14 protein-coding genes are annotated in these 14,633 nt (G+C 65.0%); 7 read left to right on the top strand and 7 right to left on the bottom strand.

The genetic code is table 11. From position 1 onward, the window contains the following. Positions 1 to 79 precede the first annotated feature (79 nt). From fabI to BRAD285_RS22830, 4 genes are all read left to right on the top strand, one after another. Entirely contained in the window at positions 80 to 913 is an 834-nt protein-coding gene (fabI, locus tag BRAD285_RS22845; protein ID WP_035644487.1) for an enoyl-ACP reductase FabI, read from the top strand. 13 nt (positions 914 to 926) lie between these two features. Next, the gene (locus BRAD285_RS22840; RefSeq protein WP_006609439.1) at positions 927 to 1,526 is read left to right on the top strand and encodes a histidine phosphatase family protein; all 600 of its coding nucleotides are present in this window, start codon (positions 927 to 929) and stop codon (positions 1,524 to 1,526) included. 115 nt (positions 1,527 to 1,641) lie between these two features. Further along, positions 1,642 to 2,727, top strand: coding sequence for a chorismate synthase (gene aroC / locus BRAD285_RS22835; protein ID WP_035644491.1), 1,086 nt, complete (start codon positions 1,642 to 1,644; stop codon positions 2,725 to 2,727). Between the two features lie 49 nt (positions 2,728 to 2,776). Beyond that, a complete protein-coding gene (locus BRAD285_RS22830; protein WP_006609441.1) occupies positions 2,777 to 3,967 on the top strand; it encodes an adenylate/guanylate cyclase domain-containing protein in 1,191 nt (396 codons plus the stop codon). A gap of 9 nt (positions 3,968 to 3,976) precedes the next feature. Here BRAD285_RS22830 and clpS read toward each other — a convergent pair whose 3' ends face one another. Beyond that, entirely contained in the window at positions 3,977 to 4,282 is a 306-nt protein-coding gene (clpS, locus tag BRAD285_RS22825) for an ATP-dependent Clp protease adapter ClpS (protein WP_006609442.1), read from the bottom strand. 233 nt (positions 4,283 to 4,515) lie between these two features. On the opposite strand from clpS, the gene BRAD285_RS22820 reads away from it, so the two are divergent. Both BRAD285_RS22820 and BRAD285_RS22815 read left to right on the top strand, forming a co-directional pair. Further along, entirely contained in the window at positions 4,516 to 5,382 is an 867-nt protein-coding gene (locus tag BRAD285_RS22820) for a DUF1194 domain-containing protein (RefSeq protein WP_006609443.1), read from the top strand. A 254-nt stretch (positions 5,383 to 5,636) separates the two neighbouring features. Beyond that, positions 5,637 to 6,200, top strand: coding sequence for a septal ring lytic transglycosylase RlpA family protein (locus tag BRAD285_RS22815; protein ID WP_006609444.1), 564 nt, complete (start codon positions 5,637 to 5,639; stop codon positions 6,198 to 6,200). 334 nt (positions 6,201 to 6,534) lie between these two features. Here BRAD285_RS22815 and BRAD285_RS22810 read toward each other — a convergent pair whose 3' ends face one another. The 3 genes from BRAD285_RS22810 to BRAD285_RS22800 form a co-directional block, all read right to left on the bottom strand. Continuing rightward, positions 6,535 to 7,770: a class I SAM-dependent RNA methyltransferase gene (locus BRAD285_RS22810; protein ID WP_006611444.1), complete on the bottom strand. Its 1,236-nt coding sequence runs from the start codon at positions 7,768 to 7,770 to the stop codon at positions 6,535 to 6,537. Next, complete coding sequence (locus BRAD285_RS22805; RefSeq protein WP_006611443.1) at positions 7,763 to 8,500, bottom strand: TlyA family RNA methyltransferase; 738 nt, start codon at positions 8,498 to 8,500, stop codon at positions 7,763 to 7,765. Before BRAD285_RS22805 ends, BRAD285_RS22810 begins: the two co-directional genes overlap by 8 nt. A gap of 380 nt (positions 8,501 to 8,880) precedes the next feature. Then, the gene (locus tag BRAD285_RS22800; protein ID WP_006611442.1) at positions 8,881 to 9,438 is read right to left on the bottom strand and encodes a nucleoside 2-deoxyribosyltransferase; all 558 of its coding nucleotides are present in this window, start codon (positions 9,436 to 9,438) and stop codon (positions 8,881 to 8,883) included. 63 nt (positions 9,439 to 9,501) lie between these two features. Between BRAD285_RS22800 and BRAD285_RS35485 the strand changes: the two genes are divergently transcribed. Then, the gene (locus tag BRAD285_RS35485; RefSeq protein ID WP_139020607.1) at positions 9,502 to 10,287 is read left to right on the top strand and encodes a hypothetical protein; all 786 of its coding nucleotides are present in this window, start codon (positions 9,502 to 9,504) and stop codon (positions 10,285 to 10,287) included. Here the strand turns inward: BRAD285_RS35485 and dxs are convergent. The 3 genes from dxs to BRAD285_RS22780 all read right to left on the bottom strand — a co-directional run bounded on the left by dxs (position 10,257) and on the right by BRAD285_RS22780 (position 14,588). Next, positions 10,257 to 12,182, bottom strand: a complete 1,926-nt coding sequence (gene dxs, locus BRAD285_RS22795; protein ID WP_006611440.1) for a 1-deoxy-D-xylulose-5-phosphate synthase — start codon at positions 12,180 to 12,182, stop codon at positions 10,257 to 10,259. The two genes, BRAD285_RS35485 and dxs, sit on opposite strands and share 31 nt — an antisense overlap. Before the next feature lie 1,125 nt (positions 12,183 to 13,307). Next, positions 13,308 to 13,559, bottom strand: coding sequence for an exodeoxyribonuclease VII small subunit (locus BRAD285_RS22785; protein WP_006611439.1), 252 nt, complete (start codon positions 13,557 to 13,559; stop codon positions 13,308 to 13,310). 99 nt (positions 13,560 to 13,658) lie between these two features. Beyond that, entirely contained in the window at positions 13,659 to 14,588 is a 930-nt protein-coding gene (locus tag BRAD285_RS22780; protein ID WP_006611438.1) for a histone deacetylase family protein, read from the bottom strand. Between the last annotated feature and the right edge of the window lie 45 nt (positions 14,589 to 14,633).

Here is a 14,633-nt window from a genome sequence, read left to right as displayed (position 1 = left end):
AGCGGGCGGAATGGGGCTGTACCGGGCCAGACCGGTGGTGTACGTCCACTCGTTAATAATCAGTTCGATGGGAAGCCGCATGGCGCAGATTTCAGGTTTGATGCAGGGCAAGCGCGGGGTCGTCCTCGGCGTGGCCAACAACCGCTCGATCGCCTGGGGCATCGCCAAGGCCGCGCGCGCGGCCGGCGCGGAGATCGCGCTGACCTATCAGGGTGACGCGCTGAAGAAGCGGGTCGAGCCGCTGGCCGCCGAACTCGGCGGCCTCGTGCTCGGCCATTGCGACGTGACCGATCCCGCGACGATCGATGCGGTGTTCGACGTGCTGAAGGAGAAGTGGGGCAAGATCGATTTCGTCGTCCACGCCATCGCCTTCTCCGACAAGGACCAGCTCGACGGCCGCTACATCGAGACCACGCAGGACAATTTCTCCAAGAGCATGCTGATCAGCTGCTACTCGCTGACCGCGATCGCGCAGCGCGCCGAGAAGCTGATGACCGACGGCGGCTCGATCATCACCTTGACCTATTACGGCGCCGAGAAGTGGATGCCGCATTACAACGTGATGGGCGTCGCCAAGGCCGCGCTGGAGGCCAGCGTGCGCTACCTCGCCGCCGATCTCGGCGAGAAGAACATCCGCGTCAACGCGATCTCGGCAGGTCCGATCAAGACCCTGGCCGCCTCGGGCATCGGCGATTTCCGCTATATCCTGAAGTGGAACGAGTACAACGCGCCGCTGCGCCGGACCGTGACCATCGACGAGGTCGGTGACAGCGCGCTGTATCTGTTGTCCGACATGTCGCGCGGTGTCACCGGCGAGGTGCACCACGTCGATTCCGGCTATCACGTCGTCGGCATGAAGCGGCCGGAGGCGCCGGACATTTCGCTCAGCAATTCCGTCGGCGCCAAGGACTAGCTGATCGCCCGCAATGCCCCGGCCCACGATCTACTACATCCGCCACGGCGAGACGGAATGGAATGCGCTCGGTCGGCTGCAAGGCACGCAGGACATTCCGCTGAACGCGCTCGGCCGCGTGCAGGCGGTGCAGGCTGGGAACATCCTCAGCGAGCTGGTGACGCGCAACGGCGATGACGCGGCGCGCTTGCCGTATGTGGCAAGCCCGCTGATCCGCGCCCGCGCGACCATGGAGCTGGTGCGCGAAACCTTGAAGCTGCCGGTGCCCGATTACGGCCTCGACGCGCGGCTGCGCGAGATCGGCTACGGCAAGTGGGAGGGCGCGACCCTGCCGGAGATGCAGGCCGCCGATCCCGTGTTCTATGCCAAGCGCCTGACCGAGAAATGGACGCTGGCGCCGGAGGGCGGCGAGACCTATGCCGACGTCGAGGTCCGGGTGCGCGACTGGTATGATGGGCTGACCGGCGATATCGTGGCGGTGGCCCATGGCGGCACGGCACGGGCGCTGATGGTCGCGCTCGGCTTCGCCACGCCAAACCACGCCGTCGACCTGCCGATCCAGCAGGGGGCGGTGTATGTTTTCGGCGAGAACGGGTTCGAGAAGTTCAGTTAGTTTATGCCCGTCATTCCGGGGCGCCTCGTGAAAGGCGAACCCGGAATCTCCAAAGTCCGGGTCTGGTCCTTCGGACCGTCCCGGAATGACGGCTTTCCGATTGGGTGATCAGTCCATGTCCTTCAACACCTTCGGCCACATGTTCCGCGTCACCACCTTCGGCGAGAGCCATGGCGTGGCCATTGGCTGCGTGGTCGACGGCTGCCCGCCGCGCATTCCGCTGGAGGCGGCCGAGATCCAGACCGATCTCGATCGCCGCCGTCCCGGCCAGTCGCGCTTCACCACCCAGCGCCAGGAGCCGGACCAGGTGAAGATCCTGTCCGGCGTGATGGCCGATCCCGACAGCGGCGCGCAGGTCACCACCGGCACGCCGATCGCGCTTGAGATCGAGAACACCGACCAGCGCTCGAAGGACTATTCCGAGATCAAGGACAAGTTCCGCCCCGGCCATGCCGACTTCACCTATGAGGCGAAATACGGCCTGCGCGACTATCGCGGCGGGGGCCGCTCCTCGGCGCGCGAGACCGCCACGCGTGTCGCGGCCGGCGCCATCGCGCGCAAGATCATCGCCGGCGTCAAGGTGCGCGGCGCGCTGGTGCAGATGGGCCCGCACAAGATCAACCGTGACAATTGGGATTGGGACGAGATCGCGCGCAATCCGTTCTTCTGTCCCGACAAGGACAAGGCGGCGTTCTTCGAGGACTATCTCGACGGTATCAGGAAGTCCGGCTCGTCGATCGGCGCGGTGCTGGAGATCACGGCCGAGGGCGTGCCGGCGGGCCTCGGCGCACCGCTCTACGGCAAGCTCGATGCAGACCTCGCCGCAGCGATGATGAGCATCAACGCGGTGAAGGGCGTCGAGATCGGCGCGGGCTTTGCTGCTGCCGAGCTCACCGGCGAGGAGAATGCCGACGAGATGCGCTCGGCCAATGACGGCACGCGGTTCCTGTCCAACAACGCCGGCGGCATCCTCGGCGGCATCGCCACGGGCCAGCCGATCGTGGTGCGCTTCGCGGTCAAGCCGACCTCGTCGATTCTGACGCCGCGGCAGACGGTGGATCGCTCGGGCCACGAGACGGAGATCCTGACCAAGGGCCGGCACGACCCCTGCGTCGGCATCCGCGCGGTGCCGGTGGGCGAGGCGATGATGGCTTGTGTGCTCGCCGATCATCTGCTGCGCCATCGCGGTCAGGTCGGGTAGCGGTTCAACGTCTGTTTGCTGTTGTCACATCGCTCGCCTAAGCTGGGCCATGGACATCTCCAAGCTGCAGGACATCAAGGAGTGGCTGGTCGACGGCGCGCGTTCCACCGCGACGCCGAGCGAGATGATGGCTGAATGCTGCGCGCGGCTGGTGGCCCTCGGCATCCCCTTGTGGCGCGTCGGCGTGTTCGTCCGCACCTTGCATCCTGACATCGCCGGCCGCAGCTTCATCTGGCGCCAGGGAGGCGAGGTCGAGATGGGCACGGTCGCTTTCGGCTTCGAGAGCAGTCCGGCCTACCGCGACAGTCCGCTGGCCCGCGTATTCGAGCAGGGGACCGAGTTCAGGGCCGATCCGCGTGGTCCCCTGGCCGAGCAGTTTCCGATCCTGATGGATCTGCGCGCCGAGGGGGTCACCGACTATGTCAGCCTGCCTCTGACCTTCATCGACCGGGCCATTCACGCGGCGAGCTGGACCACCCGGAGTCCGGACGGCTTCACCGAGGAGCAGCTGAACGCGATCCGGTCCCTGGCGCCGGCTCTGGCGCGCTACACCGAGATCGTCACGCTGCGCCGGACCGCCTCGATGCTGCTCGACACCTATGTCGGCAACAGCGCCGGTGAGCGCATCCTCGGCGGCCAGATCCGCCGCGGCCACACCGACGCCATGGACGCGGCGATCTGGCTGTCCGACCTGCGGGGCTTCACGCCGTTGTCGGATCGGCTGCCGGCCGAGGACGTGGTGGAGATTCTCAACCAGTATTTCGATTGCCAGGTGGAGCCGATCCGCGAGCAGGGCGGCGAGGTGCTGAAGTTCATGGGCGACGGCCTGCTCGCGGTGTTCCCAATCCGCCGCCAGGGTGGCGATCCGGCCGAAGTCTGCAGCCGCGTGCTGACGGCGGCGCGCGCGTCGCGAGCTCGCGTCGACGCGCTCGAATATGCAGCCGGCGGCGCCGGGGAGCGCTTCCGCTTTGGCGTCGCGCTGCATGTCGGCCGGCTGCTCTACGGCAATATCGGCGGCGGTAACCGGCTCGACTTCACCTGCATCGGCCCCGCCGTCAATCTGGCGGCCCGGCTGGAGAAGATCGCAGCCAAGCTGAAGCGGACGGTGGTCGCCTCCGAGGCCTTCGCCGGCGCCTGTCCGGAGCCCGTGACCGATCTCTGGACCGATCTCGGCGAATTCCCGATCGCCGGCCTCTCGACGGAGCAGCGCGTGTTCGGGCTGCGCGAGGAAACCAATTAGTTCGCCGCCTCACTCCTCCGGCTCGGTGGTGAACAGCAGCGGATAGCCCTTGGCGCGGCCGGCGTCGGTCGCGCGCGTTGCCTTGGTTTCGGCGACGTCCTTGGTGAACACGGCCACCACGCAGACGCCGAGCTTATGCGCCGTGATCATCACCTTGTAGGCCTGATCCTCGGTCATGCGGAATTCCGCCTTCAGGATCATGGTGACGAAGTCACGCGGCGTGAAGTCGTCGTTGACGAGGATGACCTTGTAGAGCCGGGGCCGCTCGACCTTGGTGCGGACCTTCGTCTTCGGTTTGGCGACGGCGTCGTTCATGTGAGCAGCACGCCCTGTGTTCCTGATGCGGCAGCCGCCACAATACAGCCTTCGGCCGCTCCGGGAAACCACGGGGTGCAGGGCCGCCTAGCGAAGACTGCACGGAGCCGCTGAGCTGATCAACATCCGGGCAGGCCCTTAAACTAACTGGAATGTGAATGGACCCGTGCGTTCCCGCTTTGCTGACCGGGGATTGCGTGTCACCATCATCCGACGCGATTGGAGGGCAGCTGATGCGCTGGTGGATCTCGATCGGGGCGGCGTGTGTGGTGGGCGCCTTTGCTGGCATCTTGGCTGGCGGCGACGTCGCCACGGTCGCGGCAGCGCCGGGCGGCAAGTCCGCTCAGCAGATGAGCGAGAAGGAAGCCTCGGTCGACGTCGAGCTGATCCTGGCGGTCGACGTGTCCTACTCGATGGATCTCGACGAACTCGCCATCCAGCGCGAAGGCTACGCCCAGGCGCTCTGCTCGCGCGAGTTCCTGCAGGCGCTGAAGAACGGCGTGCACGGCCGGATCGCCGTGACCTATTTCGAATGGGCCGCCGCGGGCGATCAGAAGATCATCATCCCCTGGCGCGTGATCGACGGGCCTGAGAGCGCCGACGCCGTCGCCGCCGAGATCATGAAGACGCCGATCCGAAGGGCCTCGCGTACCTCGATCTCCGGCGCGATCTACTTCGCGATGCCGCTGTTCGACGACAACCCCTATCGCGGGCTGCGCCGAGTGATCGATATCTCCGGCGATGGCCCCAACAACAACGGTCCCTCGCCGGTGACGATGGCGCGCGACGAGGCGGTCAACAAGGGGATCACGATCAACGGCCTGCCGATCATGGTCAAGGAGCCGTCCTACTCGACCATGGATATCGAGAACCTCGACCTCTACTACAAGGATTGCGTCACCGGCGGCCGCGGCTCCTTCGTGGTCACGATCAAGAGCCGTGACGAGTTCAAGGAGGCGATCCGTACCAAGCTGCTGATGGAAGTGGCCGGACGCGCACCCCCGCCGCGCATCGTCCCGGTCGCCGATGACGGCAACAAGGAGCCGCGGGTGTCGTGCCTGATCGGCGAGAAGATCTGGCAGGATCGGTGGGGGCGGTAACGCGGCCGCGGCTCCAGCCACGATCACGCCCGCAGCGGCATTTGCGCACCCGGCGAACGGGCGGCGGGCGCAAGCGGCGGTATCTCGATCGCGTGTGGAAAACCGCGTTCCATCACTGATCCATCGAATGTGTGACCTCGTGGCCACACTTCTCCTAAAAACCAGGAGTTGCGGAGCGACGAAATTCGCTTTGCCACCGTGCCGCCGCGATTGGGCCGCGACCATGAAGCGGTTGAGGCGGAGGCGCACAGAACATGCGTATCATCGACCAGACAGAACGTCCCAGGCAGCGCGACGCGCGGCATTCGCTCATTCAGTGCCAACGTGCAGCGCTGGCCCGACAGCTCCTGCGGGGCGCGCTGGTGTGTGCGGCCGCAGCCTCGCTGGCGGCCTGCGCGCAATCATCGGCTGTCCGGCAGGCGCGCCTCACCGCGCCGGCGGCCGCCGAGTTTCGGCCCACGGTCCAGCGCGCCGAGACGGCGCCGGAATCGGTGGTTCGCGTCCGCCATGCCGAAGCCAGTCCACCCGCGGCGCATTCCGCGTCGTCAGGTCTCGCCAGCTACTATTCGGAAGGACACAAGACCGCGAGCGGCGAGCGCTTCGATCCCTCCGAGCTGACGGCCGCGCATCGCAGCCTGCCGTTCGGCACGCGCCTGCAGGTCACCAACGTCAAGACCGGCCGTTCGGTGGTGGTACGTGTCAACGATCGCGGCCCGTTCGTGCAGGGGCGCGTGGTGGATGTGTCCTACTCCGCCGCGCAAGCTCTCGGCATGATCAACACCGGCGTCGCACCGGTGAAGGTGAGTGTGTTGAGGTAGGACGGGCTGAGCCTCGAGCATGCTGTGCTTCCTCTCCCCGTTCTTCACGGGGAGAGGGCTGGGGTGAGGGGCAGCGGCACGGGTGGTCTAATTCATATGCCGCGATTGTGCCGACGATACTTCGCTGCAAATTGCGTTGGATATCCGTGATTTGTTGAACGGAGCTCGGCTTTACTACTAAGCCTTCCCGTGCGGCTGCCCCTCACCCCGACCCTCTCCCCGTGAAGAACGGGGAGAGGGAGCGCAGTGCTTGCTGTGAACCAGCTCGGATCCAACTACGAGCAATTCACTCAAAGCACCGTGAGTAGGAGCTGGACAACTCATCAGCCCCATCTCACCGCACCAGCCTGGCCACCAGCTCGACATGCGGCGTGTGCCTGAACTGGTCGACCGGCACCACCGTCTCCAGCTTGTAGCCGCCGTCGATCAGCATGCGCACGTCGCGCGCGAAGGTGGTCACGTTGCAGGACACCGCGACGATCACCGGCACCTTGCTGGCCGCGAGCTGCTTGGCCTGCGCCTGGGCGCCCTGGCGCGGCGGGTCGAACACGACGGCGTCGAGGTCGCGCAATTCGGGCGGCATCAGTGGGCGGCGGAACAGGTCGCGGGCTTCGGCTTTGATCGGCTTCAAGCCTGGCGTGCCCGCGGCCTTCTGCAATGCTGCGATCGAGCCGGCGTCATTGTCCATCGCGGTGACGCGGGCGCGCGCGGCGAGCCGCAGCGCGAACGGGCCGACGCCGCAGAACAGGTCGGCGACGTGCTTGGCCTTGCCGACGCGCTCCAGCACCAGCTGCGCCAGCGTCTCCTCGCCTTGCACGGTGGCTTGCAGGAACGAGCCAGGCGGCAAGGTCACCTGCGCCGTGCCCATCGTCACGACCGGCGGATTGCGCATCAGCACCAGCTCGCCGTGTCGGGTCAGCCGGGCCAGGCGGTGCTGCTCGGCAAGGCGGGACAGCGCGGCGACGCGCGGCGGCGGCAGCGGGCCGGAGCCGCGGATGTCGATGTCCAGGCCGTTGCTGGTTGCGGTGGCCTGGATATCGAGTGGCTTGCCGGTCGGCTTCAGCGCTTCCGCCAGCGCCCACGCTGCCTCGAGCGCGCCGTCGAGCGCGGGATCGAGGATCGGGCAACGATCGATCGGGACGATCTCGTGACTGTTGGCGGCGGAGAAGCCGACGCGAAGAATGTCGTGCGTGCCCATGCGCGCGTGGAAGGTTGCGCGGCGGCGGCCGGCGCCATGGGCATCGGTCAGCGGGGCCACGTCGCAATTCACCTTGGCGGCGCGCAGCGTCTCGATGACGATGTTGCGCTTCCACTGCTGATAGGACGCGGGCGACCAGTGCTGGATGGCGCAGCCGCCGCACACGCCGAAATGCGCGCAGAACGGCGCGATGCGCTCCGCGCTTGGCGTCTCCACCGCGAGCAGTTTGCGGCGGTCGGGATGGCCGGGAATGGCCGCGGTCTCGACCGTCTCGCCGGCGAGCGTGTAAGGCACGTACAGCGCCTCGCCTGAAGACAGCGACACGCCGTCGCCGCGGTGGCCGACATGGTCGATGATCAGACGTTCAACCACGGCGGCGTGCTCCCAGGAAGAATTCGGCGTTGCCGTCGCCGCCTTTGATCGATGACGGAAAGATCTCGATATCACTGCAACCGAGCGAGGCGGCGAAAGCGGCGATGTCGTCACACACGGCTTGATGCACGCTCGCATCCTTGATGATGCCGCCCTTGCCGTGCGCACCCTTGGCCTCGAATTGCGGCTTGATCAGCGCCAGCAGACTCATCGGCGACGCCGCCAAGGTCAGCGCCACCGGCAGCACGGCTTTCAGCGAGATGAAGCTGCAATCGATCACGACGACGTCCGGCCGTTGCGGCAGCCGCTTGCCCTCGTAGCTGCGGATATCGGTCTGCTCCATCGAGACGATCTTCGGATGATTGCGCAGCGACGGATGCAGCTGGTCGCGGCCGACATCGATCGCGAACACGACCGCCGCACCGTTCGCCAGCAACACCTCGGTGAAGCCGCCGGTGGAGGCGCCGACATCGAGGCAGACATGGTCCTCGACCTCGACGCCGTAGTGCTCCAGCGCCGCCGCCAGCTTGACGCCGCCGCGCGACACCCAGGGATGGGCCGACTCAGCCTGCACGACAGCGTCGACGGGAACGGTCTCGGACGCCTTGCCGACCTGCTTGTCATTGGCAAACACCAGTCCCGCCTCGATCGCCGCCTGCGCCCGCGCCCGGCTTTCGAACAGGCCGCGTTCGACGAGAAGGATGTCAGCGCGTTTGCGGGGAGGGGGCATGGGTTGCGCAGTTATGGGCTGTCATGAGTTGTGGAGGTCGCATTCAAGAATTCGGTGTCGTCCCGGGCAAGCACCGACGCGCATTGCGCGGCGGTGCGCCGACCCGGGATCCATAACCACAGGACGTAGTTTGTAGGACGCTGGCAACTACGCGTTTGCCCAACACGACGTCCTTTGGTTATGGGTCCCGGCTTTCGCCGGGACGACGGCTGAGATTGGTGCGAGATCGCGCCTCACAGCAAGATATGTAGGGTGGGCAAAGGCGCGTGCACCGGTGCTGCCGCAAGCTCGTATCGCAATTGACGCGCCGTGCCCACCATGTTGACCGCGTTGCGGATGGACGGTGGGCACGCGTCGCCCTCGGCGCCGCTTTGCCCACCCTACGATTCCGCGCCCAGCCGCTGCGCTGCGCGCCTCACGCACGTCTCGAACGCCGACAAGTCACGCCAGACATCCGCCGGCCGCTCGCGTGGCAGTACCAGCGGATTGCCATGCAGCTCGAGCGCGTGGATCATCATCAGATTGTCGGGCAGCCCGAAATCCTCGACGGTCAGCCCTTCGGCATCGACCAAACGGCCATCCTGCTCGCTTACTGTCGTGAAGCGCCGGGCGCGGTCGGCATAGACGGCCGGATCGTTGCAATAGCCAAAGCAGAGCTTCCCCCGGCCAGCCATGTAGCCCAATTCGTAGACTGTGCCTGCGTCGGCACCCGGGCCGCGAAACGGGGTGAGATTGGCTATGATGGCATCGGCATCGTTCATCATGGTCTCGTTGCCGCGGAATATGTCCCGCGACGCAGTGAAGCACTCTGGATCGACAGTGTTGTCGAGCGGAAAAAGCCCAATCAGGCCATAGCGCGCGCAGGTCGCTAACTTCTGCCGCCCGACTTCAATTCCGTCCGGGAGGAAAACATCCGGGCCGGCGAGATAGACCTTCATTGCTTTCTGCCCGACCTCGTCTAATCTAGAACTATATTTCTCATTTATATGCGCGAGATTGCTATGTCGATATTTACAGAAGACCGCGTGGCCTTTTACGTTCATCTGCACACATTCGAAGGTGATTTCGACAAGTCGCAGAGCCAGCTTCGAGCAATTTCGTCTGCTTGGACAGCAACTGTACTCGCTGCGATTGCTGTTTTGATTACGACCGGCGCAACACCGATAGCCGTACCCAAAGATGGCCAGCTAGTCCCTATTGGTTTGATTGATATACGCAGCGACGCTTTAGCCTATCTTAGGGCGATCATTTGCCTGGTCGGTAGCGCTGGCGTGGCTGCCTTCTGGTACATTGACCAAGGCGTTTATCAACGATTGCTGCATTCAGTCTTTGCTTACGGGCTCTTTCTCGAATCTAAGGATCCGAGCCTGCCGCAGATTCGCTCCGGTATGTACTGGGCAAACCTAGATGTAACCAACCGGTTGGGAATATTTTACCGCGCTCAGTTCTGGCTGTTTGTCGCTGTTTCGCTAGGGAGCGACATCGTCGGTCGTGCCCTTGGGCATGCATCTCCAACTTGGGGCGTCTGGTGGATCATTGGAGTGCACTTTGTTCTAGCTCTGGCGTGGGACATATTCTTTTCGTACACCTCGCCATCATTGCTTATGTTAATCGAAGATCAATATCCGGAATTTGCCAAAGAACTGCCGGTTAGCCGCAAAGCAGGGATCGCTGGCAGCGATCCCGAGAAGCGACGTTTGGCCTTTCTCGCACGTATCCGGCATCAGAGTAAAACTGAACCGTCACCAAGCCCGCCTCAGGCGAGCTTGACGGCCTCGGTCGCGTAGTCCTTGCCGAGCGCTTCGAACACCTTGCGGACGATGCCCTTGGCGTCGAGGCCGGCGCGGGCGTACATCGCCGCCGGCGTGTCGTGGTCCTGGAATTCGTCCGGCAGCACCATCGAGCGCATCTTCAGGCCGCCGTCGAGCATGCCCTGGTCAGCCAGGAACTGCATCACATGCGAGCCGAAGCCGCCGATCGAGCCTTCCTCGATGGTGATCAGGATGTCGTGCTCGCGGGCGAGCTTCATGATCAGCTCCTCGTCGAGCGGCTTCATGAAGCGCGCGTCGGCGATCGAGGCGGACAGGCCGTGCGCGGCGAGCTCGTCGGCCGCCTTCTCGCACTCGGCGAGACGAGTGCCGAAGGAGAGCAGGGCGATCTGCTTGCCCTGGCGGATCATGCGGCCCTTGCCGATCGGCAGGGGCACGCCGACTTCGGGCATCTCGACGCCGCGGCCTTCGCCGCGGGGGTAGCGGACCGCGCTGGGCTTGTCGTCGATCGCGACCTGGGTCGCCACCATGTGCACCAGCTCGGCCTCGTCGGAGGCCGCCATGATCACCATGTTCGGCAGGCAGCCGAGATAGGCGTTGTCGAAGGAGCCGGCATGGGTGGCGCCGTCGGCACCGACCAGGCCGGCGCGGTCGATCGCGAAGCGCACCGGGAGCGACTGGATCGCGACGTCATGGACGATCTGGTCGTAGCCGCGCTGCAGGAAGGTCGAGTAGATCGCGCAGAACGGCTTGTAGCCTTCGCTCGCAAGGCCGGCGGCGAAGGTCACCGCGTGCTGCTCGGCGATGCCGACGTCGAAGGTGCGCTTCGGGAAAGCCTTGGCGAAGATGTCGATGCCGGTGCCCGAGGGCATCGCGGCGGTGATGCCGACGATCTTGTCGTCCTTCTCGGCTTCCTTGACCAGGCTCTGGCCGAACACGTTCTGATAGGCCGGCGCATTCGGCTTCGCCTTGGCCTGGGTGCCGGTGGCGATGTCGAACTTGGCGACCGCGTGATATTTGTCGGCGGCGGCTTCCGCCGGCGAGTAGCCCTTGCCCTTCTGGGTCACGACGTGGACCAGGATCGGACCGGTCTCCATGTCGCGGACATTCTTCAGGACGGGCAGCAGATGGTCGAGGTTGTGACCGTCGATCGGGCCGACATAATAGAAGCCGAGCTCCTCGAACAGCGTGCCGCCGTCCATCATGAAGCCGCGGGAATATTCCTCGACGCGGCTGGCGCGGTTGGCGATCACCTTCGGCAGATGCTGGCCGAGCTGCTTCGCCGCGTCGCGCAGCGTGCGGTAGGTCTTGCCCGAGTAGAGGCGGGACAGATAGGCCGACATCGCGCCGACCGGCGGTGCGATCGACATGTCGTTGTCGTTGAGGATCACGATCAGGCGCGAGTTCATCGCGCCGGCGTTGTTCATCGCCTCATAGGCCATGCCGGCGGACATCGCGCCGTCGCCGATCACGGCGATCACGTTGTTCTTGCCGCCCGACAGGTCGCGAGCGACCGCCATGCCGAGGCCGGCGGAGATCGAGGTCGAGGAGTGCGCGGCGCCGAACGGATCGTAATCGCTCTCGGTGCGCTTGGTGAAGCCGGAAAGGCCGCCGCCGGTGCGGAGCGTCCGGATGCGGTCGCGGCGCCCGGTCAGGATCTTGTGCGGATAGGCCTGGTGGCCGACATCCCAGATCAGGCGATCGCGCGGGGTGTCGAACACGTAATGGATGGCGGTGGTCAGCTCGACCACGCCGAGACCGGCACCGAAATGACCGCCGGTCACCGAGACCGCGTCGATCGTCTCCTGGCGCAGTTCGTCGGCGACCTGCCGGACCTGCTCGACCTTCAGCCGGCGCAGATCTTCCGGAGTCTTGATGGTGTCGAGAAGCGGCGTCTTACTAAATGTGGTCACGGTGACATTCCAATTTTGCAGGTCGGGTTCAAGGGCCGACGTCTGAGAGGTTCATCGTAACGGGCGGCGAAACCTGGAGCCTTGAAGGTCACATCCGCGCGGATCGAAGCCGCAGACCGGACCCTAGCCGGCTTTTGGATCGATCTATGTGATGTAAGTCACTCTTGGTGGCCTTGCCGTCCTCGTTAGTCGCAAGAGATCGCCAAGTCGTTCAGCCAAGTCAGTTTGCCGAGCTTTTACAAGCGCTTGTTTCCATCCTCCCGGTGAGAATGGACACTTCCAAAAACCCGCAGTTGCGAGAAGCTTTACACCAAAGCCCGTCTTAAAGCCAACCCGGCGGCAGATGGCAAGCCCGCAAACGGTACCGTTGCGCCAGATCTCAACCTCGGCGACGCGTTGGGGGTTCCACGAGGCTGCTCAAATCGACGGCAAGCGCCGGCCCGGAATTATCCGGAGACGCGAGCCTGGTCCAGGCTTTTTCCCGGGCCACAGAATCCATCGCAGTCACGATTTGCGCGCGTTGCGGCGGGAGGAGCTATGCGTTCGCGTCAGGGGATCGGCCCGTCCATGATCATGAAGAAGTCATGGGCGTAGGGCGTTTCGTAGGCGAACTGGACACGATGGCCCGACGCGCCGGCAGTGAACGCTCTCCACGATGAGGTGAGTCTCGGCAGCGCTCCGGCGCAGTCGAACAGCGACCGATGGTGGCTGCCCGAGCCGTCCACCGGATCAAATCCGAACGAGCTCGACACACTCGAGATTGTCCGCGAGCGATCGACGGCTGAGCCATTCCGTTGTTCGGCCCTGGTTCCGCGACAGGCGCCGTTAAGCCTGTTTCGAGAGATAGCGTTAATGCAAGGCTCGGGGGCGCGACGTTCGTGTCGGGGACGTTCTCGCATCACGCCGACAACGCGGTCGATCTCCCAAGGGCCAGGGGACGATTGCTGCGTTTTCCGGCTGATTTGCTCGATCGGCAGGCGGATATCACGCGTGCGACGGTCGGGTCGCAAAACGCGAAAAAATGTCGGCTGTTGCCCGGAAAGCCGACGTTTCGGGCGTGAGACCGCCAAAACGGCGCTCTTTCGACACTCTAGCTGCGACTGGGTCTCAAAACGCCGCGCGGTTTTACTGCACGTCGAGCGGCGCGGTGCCGGTGGCCCGGCCGCTGGCATCGGTGGTGATCTTCTCGACCCGCGCCTCGGCCTGCCGCAGCAGCTCCTCGCAGCGCCGCTTCAGCGCCTCGCCGCGCTCATAGATCGTCACCGACTCCTCGAGCGGCACCTTGCCGTCCTCGAGCCGCTTCACGATCGACTCCAACTCCTCGATCGCGCGCTCGAACGACAGCTTCTTGACGTCGGCTACGGTGTTGTCCGCCATACGGGTTCCCTGCAGATACTCAACTCCGGGGCCGTGCTTTTACACCCCGGTCAGCGCCGTGTCAGGCCCTGCCGCGGAGGATCGGCGAGAAGCTGGGGATTACGCCCCGGTCAGCGCCGCGACATGGGCGGAGACGGATTCCTTAAGGCCCTGAAGATCATAGCCGCCTTCCAGGACCGAGACGACACGCCCGCCGGCAGTCTTGTCGGCGAGTTCCATCAGCTTGCGTGTGACCCAGCCGAAGTCCTCGGCCCGCAGGTTGAGCGACGCCAGGGGGTCGCGATAATGCGCGTCGAAGCCGGCCGAGATGATCACCAGCTCCGGGCTGAACTTGGTCAGCTGCGGCAGGATCAGGTTCTCGAAGGCCGAGCGGAATTCGAGGCTGCCGTCCTCGGAGGCGAGCGGCGCGTTGACGATGGTGTCGTGCTCGCCGCGCTCGCCACGGGCGCCAGTGCCGGGGAACAGCGGCATCTGGTGGGTCGAGCAATACATCACGCTCTTGTCGGCCCAGAAGATGTCCTGGGTGCCATTGCCGTGGTGGACGTCGAAATCGATGATCGCGGCGCGCTCGATGCCGAAGGTGCGCTGCGCGTAGCGGGCGGCGATCGCGACGTTGTCGAAGAAGCAGAAGCCCATCGGCTTTGCGATCTCGGCATGGTGTCCAGGGGGGCGCACGGCGACGAAGGCGTTCCTGTGCTTGCCGGACATCACGGATTCGGTGGCGGCGACCGCGCCGCCGACGCCGCGCATGACCGCTTCCCAGGTGCCGGGCGACATCGAGGTGTCGCCGTCGAGATAGATGATGCCCGAGGTGGGGGCCATCTGGCGAAGCTCAGTGACGTAATGCTCGTTGTGGCAGAGCAGGGCCAGCTCGATGTCCGCCTCCGGCGCCTCGTCGCGATCGAGGAGGGCGAAGCGCTCCTCGGTCAGGGCCTCCTCGACGGCACGCAGGCGGTCGGCGCGCTCGGGATGTCCGGAAGGCGTGGCGTGATCGAGGCAGGCTTCATGAGAGAGGTACAGCGTCGACATTCAACAGATCCTGCCACTCGCGCGTTGCGGGAGTGTCCAATCTAT

It is taken from the genome of Bradyrhizobium sp. ORS 285, from assembly GCF_900176205.1.
GTDB lineage: Bacteria > Pseudomonadota > Alphaproteobacteria > Rhizobiales > Xanthobacteraceae > Bradyrhizobium.
The sequence above is the reverse complement of the archived record's forward strand: the minus strand, read 5'-3'. Positions and strand labels throughout refer to the sequence as shown.